Source organism: Microlunatus soli (assembly GCF_900105385.1).
In the GTDB taxonomy this organism is placed as follows: Bacteria; Actinomycetota; Actinomycetes; order Propionibacteriales; family Propionibacteriaceae; genus Microlunatus; species Microlunatus soli.
In genome coordinates, this window is sequence record NZ_LT629772.1 from 3999248 (window position 1) to 4012026 (window position 12779).

The 12779-nt window shown below is 68.2% G+C and carries 12 protein-coding genes; 9 read left to right on the top strand and 3 right to left on the bottom strand.

Annotated elements, in window-relative coordinates:
* Positions 1–25: 25 nt before the first annotated feature.
* The 3 genes from BLU38_RS18280 to BLU38_RS18290 are packed head-to-tail and all read left to right on the top strand — an operon-like array spanning position 26 to position 3200.
* Positions 26–1573 carry a sulfatase-like hydrolase/transferase gene (locus tag BLU38_RS18280; protein WP_231919911.1) on the top strand — a complete coding sequence of 516 codons (1548 nt, stop codon included), beginning with the start codon at positions 26–28 and terminating at the stop codon, positions 1571–1573.
* On the top strand, positions 1570–2385 hold the full coding sequence (locus tag BLU38_RS18285) for an alpha/beta fold hydrolase (protein WP_231919912.1): 816 nt from the start codon (positions 1570–1572) through the stop codon (positions 2383–2385). The genes BLU38_RS18280 and BLU38_RS18285 overlap by 4 nt, the downstream gene beginning before the upstream one ends.
* Positions 2386–2441: 56 nt before the next feature.
* On the top strand, positions 2442–3200 hold the full coding sequence (locus tag BLU38_RS18290; protein ID WP_231920408.1) for an MgtC/SapB family protein: 759 nt from the start codon (positions 2442–2444) through the stop codon (positions 3198–3200).
* 7 nt (positions 3201–3207) lie between these two features.
* Here the strand turns inward: BLU38_RS18290 and BLU38_RS18295 are convergent, their stop codons facing one another.
* Positions 3208–3735 carry an AAA family ATPase gene (locus BLU38_RS18295; RefSeq protein WP_157683545.1) on the bottom strand — a complete coding sequence of 176 codons (528 nt, stop codon included), beginning with the start codon at positions 3733–3735 and terminating at the stop codon, positions 3208–3210.
* Positions 3736–3816: 81 nt separating this feature from the next.
* Between BLU38_RS18295 and BLU38_RS18300 the strand changes: the two genes are divergently transcribed.
* From BLU38_RS18300 to BLU38_RS18325, 6 genes are all read left to right on the top strand, one after another.
* Positions 3817–4209 carry a TOBE domain-containing protein gene (locus tag BLU38_RS18300; RefSeq protein WP_091526912.1) on the top strand — a complete coding sequence of 131 codons (393 nt, stop codon included), beginning with the start codon at positions 3817–3819 and terminating at the stop codon, positions 4207–4209.
* Positions 4206–5015: a molybdate ABC transporter substrate-binding protein gene (gene modA, locus BLU38_RS18305; RefSeq protein WP_091526913.1), complete on the top strand. Its 810-nt coding sequence runs from the start codon at positions 4206–4208 to the stop codon at positions 5013–5015. The genes BLU38_RS18300 and modA overlap by 4 nt, the downstream gene beginning before the upstream one ends.
* 12 nt (positions 5016–5027) lie before the next feature.
* Positions 5028–5834, top strand: coding sequence for an ABC transporter permease (locus tag BLU38_RS18310; RefSeq protein ID WP_091526914.1), 807 nt, complete (start codon positions 5028–5030; stop codon positions 5832–5834).
* An 11-nt stretch (positions 5835–5845) separates the two neighbouring features.
* Complete coding sequence (locus BLU38_RS18315; protein ID WP_197679769.1) at positions 5846–6976, top strand: ABC transporter ATP-binding protein; 1131 nt, start codon at positions 5846–5848, stop codon at positions 6974–6976.
* 107 nt (positions 6977–7083) lie between these two features.
* Positions 7084–8100 (top strand): LCP family protein, encoded by a 1017-nt coding sequence (locus tag BLU38_RS18320; RefSeq protein ID WP_091526916.1) that lies wholly within the window; start codon positions 7084–7086, stop codon positions 8098–8100.
* A 72-nt stretch (positions 8101–8172) separates the two neighbouring features.
* On the top strand, positions 8173–8862 hold the full coding sequence (locus tag BLU38_RS18325; protein ID WP_231919913.1) for an MOSC domain-containing protein: 690 nt from the start codon (positions 8173–8175) through the stop codon (positions 8860–8862).
* Between the two features lie 76 nt (positions 8863–8938).
* Here the strand turns inward: BLU38_RS18325 and BLU38_RS18330 are convergent, their stop codons facing one another.
* Together BLU38_RS18330 and BLU38_RS18335 are read right to left on the bottom strand one after the other, a co-directional pair.
* Entirely contained in the window at positions 8939–10036 is a 1098-nt protein-coding gene (locus tag BLU38_RS18330) for a glycoside hydrolase family 76 protein (RefSeq protein ID WP_091526917.1), read from the bottom strand.
* A gap of 181 nt (positions 10037–10217) precedes the next feature.
* On the bottom strand, positions 10218–12545 hold the full coding sequence (locus BLU38_RS18335; protein WP_197679770.1) for a SulP family inorganic anion transporter: 2328 nt from the start codon (positions 12543–12545) through the stop codon (positions 10218–10220).
* Positions 12546–12779: the final 234 nt, after the last annotated feature.

Genomic DNA, 12779 nt, shown 5'->3' on the forward strand with positions numbered 1-12779 from the left:
TCGAACGAAATGGAAGGGTGTTGTCGTGGAAGATGCTGTGGTGAACGCCTCCGCACAGACCGGTGCCGCCGTCGCAGACGCCGCAGCCGAGCGGCCCAACATCCTCTTCCTGATGACCGACCAGCATCGGGTCGACACCATCGGCGCCTACGGGAACCCGCGCGCCGACACCCCGGTGCTGGACGGCCTGGCAGCCACCGGCACCCGATTCGACCGCTGGTACACCCCGACCGCGATCTGCACGCCGGCGCGGGCCAGCCTGCTGACCGGTGCAGCACCGTTCCGACACAAGCTGTTGGCCAACTACGAACGCAATGTCGGCTACCTGGAAGATCTGGCCGAGGACCAGTTCACCTTCTCGCGGGCACTGATCGAGCAGGGCTACAACTGCGGGCTGATCGGCAAGTGGCACGTCGGGACCAACCGCACCGCCGCCGACTTCGGCTTCGACGGCCCGACGCTGCCCGGCTGGCACAACCCGGTCGACAACGCCGACTACCTGGCCTACCTGGCCGAACGCGACCTGCCGCCGTACGAGATCAGCGATCGGATCCGCGGCACGCTGCCGAACGGTGGCCCGGGCAACCTGCTCGCCGCCCGGCTGCACCAGCCCGTCGAGGCGACCTTCGAGCACTACCTGGCCACTCGGGCGATCGAGATGATGGAGCGCTATGCGGCCGATCCGCAGGGCAAACCGTTCTTCCTGCAGCTCAACTTCTTCGGCCCGCATCTGCCCTACATCCTGCCCGAGCAGTATTTCGATCTTGTCGACCCCGCGACCGTCGAACTGCCGGCATCGGTCACCGAGACCTTCGAGGGCAAGCCGCCGGTGCAGGCCAACTACAGCGCACACTGGACCTTCGACACCATGCCGTCGGAACTGTCCCGCAAGCTGATCGCGATCTACCACGGCTACGTGACCATGATCGACACCGAGATCGGAAGGGTGCTGGCAGCGATGCAGCGGCTCGGCCTGGACGATCGGACCGCCGTCTTCTTCACCAGTGATCATGGTGAGTTCACCGGATCACATCGGCTGCACGACAAGGGGCCGGCGATGTATGAGGACATCTACCGGACCGCGGGCCTGATCCGGATCCCGGGCCAGCAGCCGGGGCAGGTCCGTGACGCGTTCGTCAGTCTGCTGGACTGCACCGCGACCATCCTCGAACTCGCCGGCGCCGATCCGACGGAAGCTGTCGACTCGCGGAGCCTGTTGCCCTTGATCAACAACGAGCCCGTCGACTGGCCCGACGACATCATTTGCGAATTCCACGGCCATCATTTCCCTTACCCGCAACGGATGCTGCGCACCGACCGCTACAAACTGGTGATCAATCCCGAATCGGTCAACGAGCTGTACGATCTGCAGGTCGACCCCGACGAGCTGCACAACCGGTATCGCGACGACGAACTCCGCGCCGTCAGAGCGGAGCTCCAGCAGCGGCTCTATCAGCGGCTGCGGGAGCGCGGCGACAACTTCTATCACTGGATGACCTCGATGTACGACGTCGGAGGTGTCGGCTACGATCCGAGCATGAGCGGACTGGACGAAGCGAGCTACCCGACGTGAGGCTCGACCAGGAGCTGAGCTGGCGCGGTCGCCGGGTCCGCTGGACCAGGTTCGGCTCCGGCCCACCCTTGGTGATGTGCCACGGCACCCCGTGGTCCTCGGTGGTCTGGGACCGTTACGCCGTCGCGCTCAGCGCCGGCTTCACCGTCCACCTGTGGGACATGCCCGGCTACGGACAATCCTCGATGGATCCCGATCATGCCGTCGATCTCGGTGTCCAGGGCGAGTTGTTGGCCGACCTGGTCGAGCATTGGCGACTTGACCGGCCGCACGTCGTCGCCCACGACTTCGGTGGTGCCGTCTCGTTGCGGGCACATCTGTTGCACGGCACGGAATACTCCTCGTTGGCTCTGGTCGACGTGGTGGCGCTGCGGCCCTGGGGATCGCCGTTCTTCCGGCTCGTCGCCGAGCATGCCGACGTCTTCGAACAGCTGCCAGCGGCCATCCATCGCGGGGCACTCGAGGCCTACATCGCGGGAGCGGCGTACCGGCGGTTGGCCACTGATGATCTTGATGACCTGACCGCGCCGTGGCTCACCGACCAGGGCCGTGCGGCCTTCTACCGGCAGATCGCCCAGGCCGACGAGTGCTTCACAGCCGAGGTCGAGGACCGCTACCGCGAGCTGACGGTTCCGACCAAGATCATCTGGGGTCGGCAGGACAGCTGGATCCCGGTCGACCGCGCTGACCGCCTGGCTCGGATGATCCCCGCCGCCGAGCTGGAGATGATCGACGACGCCGGCCATCTGATCACCTACGACGCGCCGGTCGCCCTGATGGCCGCGCTCGAGCGATGGCTGTCCGGCCGCTGATCCGAGGCCGCAGGCACCGACGCGGCGGTGCACAGTAGCCTGATCTGCGTCAGGTGATGATCATCGATGCGCTCGGGAGGTCGGAGCAGATGCTGCCGTCGTACGCTGTCCTGGAAACCGATCTGCAGTGGGCGTTGCAGTTCGAGCGGCTGCCCGAGCTCGGTGTCGCCCTGGTGCTGTCGATGGCGGTCGGCTTCGAGCGACAGTTCCGCGGCAAGCAGGCCGGCGTCCGGACCCACTCACTGGTCGGCCTCGGGTCGGCACTGTTCATGCTGGTCTCCAAGTACGGCTTCGCCGACCTGCTCGGCGACCAGGGGATCAGCCTGGACCCGAGCCGGATCGCGGCTCAGATCGTCTCCGGCATCGGCTTCCTGGGTGCGGGCATCATCGTCTTCCGCTCCGACGCGGTCCGCGGTCTGACCACCGCGGCGTCGATCTGGTTGACCGCCGCGATCGGCATGGCCTGCGGCGGCAGTCTGTTCGTCCTGGCCGGAGTCGTCACGGTGGCGTACTTCATCGTCGTCCTGGTCGGCCCGCTGCTGCATCGGCTGACCCATCGCGACGGTGCCGCGGAGTTGCAGATCGAGTATCGCGACGGACAGGGGCTGTTGCGCGACATCGTCGAGGTGATCACCCGGCAGAACTGGCAGATCGCCCGACTCCGGACCGGGTCGCACCGTACCGATCCCGGCTACGTTGCGGTCTTCATCGCGGCCGAGGGGGGCGCCGATGCCGGCGCGCTGCTGGAGGCGGTCGCCGGCGTCGACGGCGTCCGGTCGGTCGACTGGAGCGACGAGGACGACGCCAACTCCTGAGCTCGGCTCAGACCTCGGCCTTGTCGAGGTTGGTCAGGATGTCGGTCACTGTCTCGTCCGGGGTCTGCGCGCTGGAATCGAGCCAGTAGCCGATCTTCGCCGTCTCGTCCTGCAGCACCCGGTCCAGCGCGCCGGGGGAGAAGTGCACGTAGCCGGCCTTGGCCCGTTGTTCCTCCCGCCATTGCAGTGCCGTCACGCTCGGCGACAGCACGACCAGATGTCGTGGCCGGGTGTTGATCCGTTCGACGAACGGCGCCAGGTCGCGGCCGATGATCACGTCCTGCACGATCGCGTCGAAGTCCGCGGCGGCGTAGTTGTCGGCGGTCGCCGCGGCCAGGTCATAACGCAGCGACAGTTGCCGGACCGCCTCGTCGGACGGTTCGGGGGTCATCTCCGCGCGACCACCGATCACCATCCGGCGGAACACGTCGCCCCGGATGTGAGCGGAGCGCGGTAGCCGCTCGGCCAGGAGCTCGGCGACGGTGGACTTCCCCGCCGCCATCGCGCCGGTGATCACGATCACCCGTCCCGTCATGTACGCCATTGTGTCAAGAGCGAGATGAACGGAGTTTGAACACCCCTGGGTCTCCGCAGATGCGGGACGTAGGCTTCGGTCATGCCGCATTTTCGGATCTCCCAGGCAGCGGAGCTGCTGGGCGTGAGCGATGACACCGTCCGTCGCTGGATCGACTCGGGCCGGCTGACCGCGGTCGGTGAGAACGGTCCGGCCAAGGTCGACGGAGCCGAGCTCGCCGAACTGGCCCAGCAGGTCGCCAGCACGCCGCGGGGTGCCTCGCCGGCGGTCTCCAGCGCCCGGAACCAGTTCACCGGCCTGGTCACCAACGTCGTCAAGGACGGCGTGATGGCCCAGGTCGACCTGCAGTGCGGACCGTTCCGGGTGGTGTCGTTGATGTCGGCAGAGGCAGCCCATGATCTTGCTCTGGAGCCGGGCGCACTGGCCGTTGCGTCGGTGAAGGCGACCAACGTCGTCGTCGAGGTGCCGCAGTGAGGCGCCGACCGGCCGGTCCCGTCGCCGTCCTCGGTGCGCTGAGTGTGATCGCCCTGGCCGGCTGCGGCGGCCAATCGGGTGCGGCGGACTCGCCGTCGCCATCGACGGGTTCCTCCTCGGCCGAAGTGACCGGCAAGATCACCGTGTTGGCCGCCGCGTCGCTGACCGAGTCCTTCGCCACGATCGGCAAGGACTTCGAGAAGGCCCATCCGGGCAGCACGGTCACCTTCTCGTTCGGATCCAGTGCCACCCTGGCCACCCAGGTCAACCAGGGCGCACCGGCCGATGTCTTCGCCTCCGCCGACGAACGCACCATGAAGTCGGTCAGCGACGCCGGTCGTGCCGTCGGTGAACCGACGATCTTCGCCACCAACACGTTGCAGATCGCGGTCCCGCCGGGCAACCCGGGCAAGATCACCGGGCTGAAGGACTTTGCCGACCCGAAGAAGCGGACCGCCCTGTGTGCCAAGGAGGTTCCGTGCGGCGCGGCCGCGCAGAAGGTCTTCCAGGCCGCCGACGTGACGGCGAAACCGGCCAGCTACGAGGCCGACGTCAAGGCCGCGCTGCAGAAGGTCGAGTCCGATGAGGTGGATGCTGCTCTGGTCTACCGGACCGATGTCAGGTCGGCCGGCGACAAGGTACAGGGGATCGGCTTCGACGAGGCCGACGCCGTGGTCAACCGCTATCCGATCACCACGGTGAAGGAGTCCCGGGAGCAGGCGACGGCGTCGGCGTTCGTCGACTACGTCACCGGAGCGGACGGCCAGCAGGTGTTGCAGCAGGCCGGTTTCGGCGCACCCCGATGATCATGATCACCGATGGCGCGGTCTGATCGCGCCATCCGGGCCGACCGGCCGCCGATCGCACTCCTGGTGCCGGCGATGATCGGGCTGGCGTTCCTGGTGCTGCCATTGGTCGGCCTGCTGTTGCGGGCGCCGTGGACGCACGGTCCGGCCCTGCTGCGGGGATCGGGCGCCGGCCAGGCACTCGGCCTGTCCTTGATCACCTCGACGGCGGCGACGGGTTGTTCGCTGCTGGTGGGTGTGCCGCTGGCCTGGCTGCTGGCTCGTCCGGGTGGTCGGTACCGGTCGCTGCTGCGGGCAGTGATCACCGTTCCGCTCGTGTTGCCACCGGTGGTCGGCGGGGTGGCGCTGTTCGCGCTGCTCGGCCGGTCCGGGATCCTCGGCCGGCCGCTGTACGAACTGACCGGCTTCGCGCTGCCGTTCACTCCGTACGCGGTGGTGTTGTCCCAGACGTTCGTCGCACTGCCCTATCTGGTGCTGGCGGTGGAGGGGGCACTGCGAGCCGCCGACCGGCGCTATGAGGACGCGGCGCAGACTCTCGGCGCAACCCCGTTCCGGGTGTTCCGGCGGGTCACGCTGCCGCTGATCGGGCCGGGTATCGCCTCCGGTGCGGTGCTGGCCTGGGCCCGGGCGCTCGGCGAGTTCGGCGCCACGATCACCTTCGCCGGCAACTTCCCGGGCAGCACCCAGACGATGCCGCTGGCGATCTATCTGGCGTTGCAGACCGACACCGACACGGCGTTGCTGCTGTCGGTGCTGCTGTTGGCCGTGTCGGTCGCCGTGCTCGCCCTGCTCCGCGATCGATGGGTCAGGACATGGTGAGGGATGAGGGCATGGCGAGCGCGGCCGTGCTGGACGCCGCAGTCACCGTCCGCCGGGGGGACTTCGTTCTCGATCTCGCCCTGCAGGTGGCCGCCGGCGAGGTGGTCGCCCTGGTCGGTCCGAACGGTGCCGGCAAGACCACGACGCTGCGGACGCTGGCCGGACTGCTCCGACCGGACGGCGGCGAGGTGCGGCTGAACGGGGTGGTGCTCGATCGCGCGGGTGCCTCCGTGCCGGCCTATCGACGGCCGGTCGCTGTCGTCTTCCAGGACTATCTGCTGTTCCCGCACCTGTCCGTGCTGGACAACGTCGCCTTCGGCCTGCGATCGGCCGGGGTCGGCCGAGCCGCCGCCCGCCGAGCCGCCGCGGAGTGGCTGCGACGGATGGATGCCGCCGACCTCGCGCAGCAGCGGCCCGGTCAGCTGTCCGGCGGGCAGGCCCAGCGGGTCGCGTTGGCCCGGGCACTGGCGACCGAACCCGACCTGCTGCTGCTGGACGAACCACTGGCCGCGTTGGACGCCCGAACCCGGCTGACCGTACGTGGCGAGTTGCGTCGGCACCTGGCGACCTTCGGCGGCGCCGCAATCGTGATCACCCACGACCCGACCGATGCCGCCGTGCTGGCCGATCGGCTGGTCGTGATCGAGGATGGCCGGGTCGTCCAGCAGGGCAGTCCGAGCGAGGTCGCCCGCCGACCGCGGACCGACTACGTCGCCCGGTTGGTCGGGCTCAACCTGTTGGCCGGCGCCGGAGTCGGCGATCATCGTGTCCGGCTCGGCGACGGCACCGTGATCACCACCGCCGAACCGGCGATCGGCGCGGTGTACGCAGCGTTCCGGCCGTCGGCGATCGCGTTGTGGGCCGAGCGGCCGGCCGGCAGTCCGCGGAACGTCTGGGAGGTCGAGGTGGTCGGGCTGGAGCCCTTCGGTGACAGCGTCCGTGCCGAACTCCGTCGGCGTCCGGTCGACCGGCAGCGAGCCGCGCGGGAGATTGTGCGGCAGCAGACGGGCGAGCCGGACAGCGGCCAGAACGTGATCGCCGAGATCACCGCCGCCGCGGTCGCCGACCTCGACCTGATCCCCGGTCGCCGGGTCTGGGCGAGTCTGAAGGCGTCCGAGATCGAGGTCTATCCCGCGGACTGAGACGCCCGGCGGCGGACCTGGGCGGCAGAGCCAACCTGATCGGGATTCACAGGAAGCTCATGGTCCCCGCATGGCCGGACTGAGGATTCGTCACCTACAAAGGAAAGATGACTTCTTCGCCGCGCCATGCAACCGATGACGACGGGACCCGGACCCCCGGCCGCCGGCTCGGTCGGCGTGGCCTGCTGATCGGCGGCCTGGTGTTGGTCCCGGTCGCCGCCTTCGGCGGCTACCAGGCCTGGTCGGTCGCCGACGGTCTGAACGGTCTGCAGCGCGGGCTGGACCTGCCGACCGGCACCGGTTCGGCCGGCAGCACCGCGCCGACGACCGCCGATCCCGCTGCCGGCAGCGCGGTCGATGTGATGCTGCTCGGTTCGGACAGCCGGGACCCCGACGCCGAGGACGGCCGCAGCGACACCATCATGCTGTTGCACCTGGCGGCCGACCGGAAGAACGCCTACCTGATCTCGTTCCCGCGGGATCTCTGGGTGACCGTACCCGGACGCGGCAAGGCCAAGATCAATTCGGCCTACGCCGACGGCGGCAGCAACCTGATGGCCAAGACGTTGAACGAGCTGACCGGCATCGGGATCGACCATGCGGCAGTGATCGACTTCTCCGGATTCGCCGACCTGACCGAGGCCGTCGGCGGCGTCACCGTCAACAACTCCCGGGCCTTCGACAGCCACGGCTACCACTACTCGAAGGGCAGTATCACGATCGCGGGCAAGGAAGCGTTGTGGTTCGTCCGCGAGCGGCACGCGCTGCCGGACGGCGACTTCGACCGGGCGGCCAACCAGCGCAAGGTGGTCAAGGCACTGGCGGCCAAGATCGCCGGCCCGTCGACCCTGGCGAACCCGGGCAAGCTGTCCGACGTGATCGGCACCGTGTCCAAGTACGTGACCGTCGACGGCGGGCTGGACAACACGACGCTGCTCGGCCTGGCGGGTTCGATGAAGAGTGCGGCCGGTTCGCTGGTCACCCTGCAGGCCCCGGTGTCCGGGACCGGGATGATGGACGGGCAGTCGGTCGATCTGATCGACAGCGCACGGATGAAGAAGCTGGCCGCGGCCCTGCAACAGGACACCCTCGACGACTACGTCGCCACCCAGAGGTCCGACTGAAAGCCGTCCTGCCGGACGTGCCGCTCGGATAACGGGGCGGCGGGAGACGCGAACAGCACTTAGGGTGTCGGCGTGCCAGAAGTGCAGCCCGTGGTGGCGTCGGTCAACATCGCTTCCGCGATGCCCAACCCGTACAAGCAGACCCGGCAGACCGGGATCGGCAAGATGCCGGTCGACGGCCGGGTCGAAGTCCGGGCTCCCGGCCCCAAGCACGGAGGCCTGGGCAGCGGTCTGGTCGGCGACTTCATCGGCGACACGGCCAACCACGGCGGCGACGAGCAGGCCGTCTACTCCTTCACCCGCGAGGATCTGGATGCCTGGGAACGGCGCCTGGGTCGCGATCTCCCGTCCGGCTTCTTCGGTGAGAATCTGACCACCGTCGGGATCGACGTCAACCAGGCACGGATCGGCGAACGCTGGCAGATCGGCGAGCCCGCCGACGGCGTCGAGTTGGAGGTGACGTGCCCGCGAATCCCGTGCTCGACCTTCCGCGGTTGGGTGGGGGAGAAGGGCTGGCTGAAGACCTTCACCGAGGTCGCCCGGCCGGGTGCCTATCTCCGGGTCGTGCGGGCCGGGACCGTCGGCGCCGGCGACCCGATCACGATCTCGCGACCGCGTGATCATGACGTCACGATCTCCAAGGTCTACCGGGCCACCACCACCGAACGCCACCTGCTGCCGGAGTTGCTCGCGGCCGGCGACGACCTGTCCGACGAACTGCGACAGATCATCGCCGACCGCGGCGGATTCGACCTCTTCTGACCGTTCCCGCGCACTTTCGCGGTTGTCGCGGAGGCTAGAGCCCGCGCCGGAGCCGCGAAACTGCGCGGGAACGAGGTCAGCGGGCGTGCCAGAGGGGGGCGATCAGAGCTTCCACGGCGCTGTGCTGGGTGGCGGCGGTGATCGGTGAGATCGGGCCGGCCCAGTGCACGCCGTACAGATCCGATGCGGTCCGGTCCTTGGCGTAGGCGGTCGCTGCCTGGGTCTGCAGGAAATCCTGGTACGGCCGGCCGTCGAGTGCGGCATTGAGCTCGCCGAGGCCGCGGACGTAGGCACCCTTGAAGCTGGGGCCGTCGGCACCGCAGTCGCCGCCGTCGGCCTCACACGGCTCGGTCAGAACCCCGTCCTTGATGATCGCCGGAGCCTTGGTCGAGGCGTCGGCGAGCTCGGCGGCCCTGGTCAGATAGCTGTCGTCACCGGTTGCCTCGGCCAATTCGACCGCGGCACCGAGAATGATGCCCTGGTTGTAGGTCCAGGTGGTCTGGCCGTTGTTCTGGCAGTCGTCGGTCAGCCCGTCGTTGATCATGTTCTCGGAATTGATCATGCCCGAGTTCATCAGCCAGTCCCAGTTCTCGGTGGCCATCGCCAGATACTTCTGATCACCGTCCAGCCGGTTGTGCAGGCTGGCGGCGGCCTTGATCATCAACTCGTTGGTGACCGCGTTCTTGTAGGTCTTGTTGCGATTCCACAGCACGCCGCCGCCACAGACGTCGGAGTGGGTGGACCACATGTAGTCGACGTCGATGGCCGCCGTCTCCAGATACTTCTTCTTGCCCGTCAGGTCGTAGGCACGGATCCAGGCCAACGCCCACCAGCCGGTGTCGTCGATGTACTCGTTGGTGAAGTTGCCGTCCTGGGCATCCAAGTTGAGCTTGTAGGTGTTGTCGATCACCCAGTTGTTGCGATGATCACCGGTGGCCAGCGCGTAGTCGATGGTCGCGGTCAGGGCGTTGGCCGAGTTCCACCAGCCGGTGCTGTTCCACAGTCCGGTGTCGCGGTTGTAGAGGCCGGTCAGTGCGTTGACTCCATCGCGGGCGGCAGCTCTCGGCTGATAGCCCGACGCCGAGGCGATGCCGGTGCTGGCGACGAGCGTCGCCACCGCGGCGGCACCGGCAGCCAGTACGGTGACGCACCGGCCGATCAAGCGGTTCTTCATCGAACCCTCCAGGGGGATAGGCGTTCATGATCGATCTGGAGCATCGTAGAAACGTTTCCAGGCCAGCACAAGCCGCGCCGACACGCGTCGACACCATCGCGCCACACCAGACCCTTCCCGCACTCTGCACGGCGGCGAAGAGTGCCGGGAAGGGTCGATCGGGTGAGTTGATCTTGGTCGGTCAGCCAGCTGACGCGTCCGGCGCTACCCGCATCGGCTGCGTCGGGTGACTGCCAACCGACTCGAACCCCGCCGCCGGGTCGTCCAACAGGAGCAGATCACCGCTGCCGATGTCGAAGAACAGCCCGACCAGATGCAGCCGGCCGGTGGCCACCGCGTCGGCGACCAGATCGTAGCTGCGCAGCGTACGCAGCCCTTGGTCGACGTTGATCATCGCCAGCTGATCGACCTCGCTGTAGCCGTCCGCCGCCGCCCGGCGGGCGATCGGGTCGCCGGCCTGCCAGCGCGCCCGGGTCGACGCCGCCGGGTGCAGCCAGGAATGCAGCGGGCCGTCATCGATCGCCTGCTCGTGGACGGCCTGCATCGCCCCGCAGCCCGAATGTCCGCAGACCACCAGCACCGGCACCTCGAGCCGTCCGACGGCGAACTCGATCGCCGAGGCCACCGACGTGTCGGCTTCGGAGTGTGGCGGCGGGATCAGGTTGCCGATATTGCGGACCGTGAACAGATCACCCGGACCGCTGGAGGTGAGCACGTTCGGCACCACCCTGCTGTCGCCGCAGGTGATCCACATCGCACGCGGCCGCTGACCCATCGCGAGTCCGGCAAGGTGTGGACGGACCAGCTCCTTGGACCGCAGCTGATACTCACGGAACCCGTTCAGAACGACGGCGAGTGACTCGTCGGCATGCCGGTCCGGCGGCAGCGGGTCCAGGGCGGTCGGTTCGGCCGGACGCTCCAGCCGCTGCCAGAACGACCAGGGCGTGAACCACCGTGGCAACGGCGTGCTGCGAGCCGAGGCCTCGCGTCGTCGCAACTGGCTCCGGAGATCGCCTCCGCCGCGGAGCGTGGAGTCCAGCCCGGCCGAGCCGATCTCGTCCACGTGCACGCTGCCGCCGGCGGCCCGGTGTCGATCGATCCAGCCGTGCAGATGTTCGTAGGCAGCATGATCGAGATAGTCGGTGACCAGTTCGATCACCACATCGGAACCGGCCGGGACCCGGCCCAGCTCATGGGCGAGCCGGGGAATGGACAGGAACGACAGCCGGCCGTGCACCGGCAGTCGCCAGGTGCTCGCGTCGACCTGCTCGGCGCGGACCGAACTGATCATCACCCGGTAGAGGGTGATGGCAGCCGTCAGCGTCAACCCGATCAGGACGCCCTCCAGGAGATTGAGGACGACCACCGCGGCGACGGTGACCAGATAGACCAGCAACTCGCCGTGTCGTCGGAGTCGGCGCAGATGACCGAGGTTGATCAGCTTGGCGCCGACATGCACCAGCAGTCCGGCCAGAGCCGCCAACGGGACGAGTTCGATCACCGAGAACAGCAGCGCCGAGAACACCAGCACCCAGACGCCGTGCAGGATCGCCGAGGTCCTGGTCCGGGCGCCGGCGTTGATGTTCGTTGTGCTGCGCACGATCACACCGGTGATCGGCAGTCCGCCGATCGCGCCGGAGATCGTGTTCGCGGTGCCCTGGCCGATCAACTCGCGATCCAGATTGGCGCGCCGGCCGGTGTGCATCCCATCGGTTGCGACGGCCGAGGCCAGGGTCTCCACACTGGCGACCAGGGCGATGGTGATCACGCCGACGGCGAACGCGCTCCACCGGCCGTCGGGCAGGACCGGCAGGCTGAGGGAACTGAGGATCGATCCGGGCAGTTCCACGCGGGGAGCGTCGGATCCGGTGAACACCGCGATCGCCGTCGCGGCACCGATCGCGATCAACGGTCCCGGTATCGCCCGGACCCGACGCGGCAGCCGTGGCCAGATGATCAACAACGCGATCACGCCGAGACCGAGCAGGGTCGCCTCGCCGTGCAAACCGGCGATCTGTGTCGGCAGGTCCGACAGGTTGTCGACGAAGCTGCTGCCGGCCGAACCACCGAGAACGACGTGCAGTTGACTGGCCACGATGGTGAGCCCGACACCGGCCAGCATGCCGTGCACCACTGCCGGTGAGATCGCCAGGGCGACCCTGGCCAGGCGGGAGACGCCGAACAGGATCTGCAGCAGCCCGGCCGCGACCGTGATCAGACACGTCACGCCCCAGCCGAAGGTGTCGATCAGTTCGGCCACGATCACTGTCAGCCCGGCGGCGGGACCCGACACCTGGAGCGGTGCGCCGCCGAGGAAGCCGACCACGATGCCGCCGAGCACGGCGGCGATCAGGCCGGCGACCACCGGTGCTCCCGAGGCGACCGCAATGCCGAGGGAGAGCGGCACCGCGACCAGGAAGACGACCAGCGAGGCCGGTACGTCGTACCGCAGGTCGCGTAGTCGTTGCTGCAGGGGGATGGAGGGATGGGGTTGTGTGGAGGCCTTCACGGCCGTCACCTACTTCCGATGTCTGAGTGACAGGGAGGCGTGCCATCGGCATTGGTGGACCGCCCGCGACCCCGAGAACTGCGGACATGCATCGGATCAACCGGCGGGACGGTGTGAGGAGTTCCTGAGCCGGGGCTGAGTGGCCCGGAGTTAACGGGGCCGTAACGGTGGGTCTCGGATGCCGGAATGCGGGGGCCGGTGCGGTGCGTACGGCGGCGGTGGGTGGAATATCGG

Coding starts and splice junctions, on each gene's coding strand:
- BLU38_RS18290 (WP_231920408.1), top strand. CDS start 2,442: ATGATCATCGATGCGCTCGGGAGGTCGGAGCAGATGCTGCCGTCGTAC.
- BLU38_RS18295 (WP_157683545.1), bottom strand. CDS start 3,735: ATGACGGGACGGGTGATCGTGATCACCGGCGCGATGGCGGCGGGGAAG.
- BLU38_RS18300 (WP_091526912.1), top strand. CDS start 3,817: ATGCCGCATTTTCGGATCTCCCAGGCAGCGGAGCTGCTGGGCGTGAGC.
- BLU38_RS18310 (WP_091526914.1), top strand. CDS start 5,028: ATGGCGCGGTCTGATCGCGCCATCCGGGCCGACCGGCCGCCGATCGCA.
- BLU38_RS18315 (WP_197679769.1), top strand. CDS start 5,846: ATGGCGAGCGCGGCCGTGCTGGACGCCGCAGTCACCGTCCGCCGGGGG.
- BLU38_RS18320 (WP_091526916.1), top strand. CDS start 7,084: ATGACTTCTTCGCCGCGCCATGCAACCGATGACGACGGGACCCGGACC.
- BLU38_RS18330 (WP_091526917.1), bottom strand. CDS start 10,036: ATGAAGAACCGCTTGATCGGCCGGTGCGTCACCGTACTGGCTGCCGGT.